Below are 1,644 nucleotides of genomic sequence, written 5' to 3' on the forward strand. Positions count from 1 at the left end.
ACCCGAACCGTCGCTCCAAGCCCGATCAGCTTCCTGACCGTGTCGGGCGTCGCGCCGACACGGGGCTCGCCGGGTTCCGTTTCCGAGGGAATACCGATCTTCATGATGACATCCGTTCCGACAGGTTCGGCTTCCATGAGTCAGGCCTGGCCGACGGCGCGCAGCGGAGCCGGCGCTGCTTCTTGCGGGAAGGTGGGATAGAGCCCCTTCACGCGGGCCATTTGCTGAACCAGGGCAAGCACCGCATCGATATGCGGCGTCTGGATCTCGGCAATGCGCCCCATTTCCTGGACGGCGGTGAGCAGGGCGTCGATCTCCAGCGCCCGGCCCTTGTCGAGATCCTGCAGCATCGAGGTGCGATGGGCGCCGACGCCGGCCGCGCCGTCGATACGCCGGTCGACGCCGACCCGGAAGCGTGCGCCGAGCTTGAGGCCGATCTGCTCGGCCTCCACCATCATGGCGCGCGCCAATGCGCGCGTGCCGGGCTCGGTCGCGATCACGTCGAGCGTGGCATGGGTGAGGGCGGAGATCGGGTTGAAGCACAGATTGCCCCAGAGCTTCAGCCAGATGTCATCGCGAATATCCTCATAGAGACGAGGCTTCAGGCCGCCGGCCGTCATCGCCTCGGCAAGCCTGGCCACGCGCAGGCTTTCCGTGCGGTTGGGCTCCCCGAGGCCGAACTGGTTGCCGTAGATGTGCCTGACGACGCCGGGCTCGGTGATCTCGGTGGCCGGATAGACCGTGCAGCCGATCACCCGTTCGGGGCCGATGGCCTGCCACTGCCGATCGCCAGGATCGACACTGGCGAGACGGGTGTCGGCGAGAGCGGTCGGCAGGCCGTAGAAGTACCACCAGGGCACGCCGTTCTGGGCGGTGACGACGGCAGTGTCGCGGCCGAACAGCGGCTTGAGCGCCTCCGCCGATTCCCAGGCCTGGTGCGCCTTGAGGGCGACGATCACATAGTCCTGCGGGCCCAGATCGGCCGGGTTCTGCGTTGCCGTGAGCGAGGCCGTCCGCTCCTGCCCGTCGATGAGCAGCTTGAGGCCGCGGGCCCGCATGGCCTTCAGATGCTCCCCGCGTGCGATGACCGAGACTTCGGCGCCCGCCTGCTGCAGCATCACCGCCATGTAGCCGCCGATCGCGCCGGCGCCATAGATGCAGATCTTCATGATGTCGCTCCCCTTCTGCCGCCTGCCTTGCGGGTCTTGCTTTCAGCTGCTCGTGGTGGTGACGGCGTGGTTGGCCATGAGTTCGAGGGCGCGCACCATGGCGGAATGATCCCAGTCCTTGCCGCCATGGGAGGCGCAGGTGTTGAAGAGTTCCTGCGCCGTCGCCGTATTGGGCAAAGCGATGCCCAGGATGCGCGCCCCGTCCAGCGCCAGATTGAGGTCCTTCTGGTGCAGGGCGATGCGGAAGCCTGGATCGAAGGTGCGCTTGACCATGCGATCGCCGTGCACTTCCAGGATGCGGGAGGCGGCGAAGCCGCCCATCAGGGCCTGGCGTACCTTGGCCGGATCGGCGCCGGCGCGGGAAGCGAACAGCAGGGCCTCGCCGACCGCCTCGATGGTGAGGGCGACGATGATCTGGTTGGCGACCTTGGTGGTCTGGCCGTCGCCATTGCCGCCGACGAGCGTGATGTTCTTG

2 protein-coding genes are annotated in these 1,644 nt (G+C 67.3%); both read right to left on the reverse strand.

What is annotated here, in order from left to right:
• Window positions 1-140: 140 nt before the first annotated feature.
• Complete coding sequence (locus J8I29_RS29595) at window positions 141-1,169, reverse strand: 2-dehydropantoate 2-reductase (protein ID WP_209434414.1); 1,029 nt, start codon at window positions 1,167-1,169, stop codon at window positions 141-143.
• Between the two features lie 42 nt (window positions 1,170-1,211).
• A partial coding sequence (locus tag J8I29_RS29600) for an NAD-binding protein (RefSeq protein WP_209434415.1) occupies window positions 1,212-1,644 on the reverse strand: 433 nt, incomplete at its 5' end.

The sequence above is a fragment of the Labrys sp. LIt4 genome, assembly GCF_017813775.1.
In the GTDB taxonomy this organism is placed as follows: domain Bacteria; phylum Pseudomonadota; class Alphaproteobacteria; order Rhizobiales; family Labraceae; genus Labrys; species Labrys okinawensis_A.

Coding starts and splice junctions, on each gene's coding strand:
- J8I29_RS29595 (WP_209434414.1), bottom strand. CDS start 1,169: ATGAAGATCTGCATCTATGGCGCCGGCGCGATCGGCGGCTACATGGCG.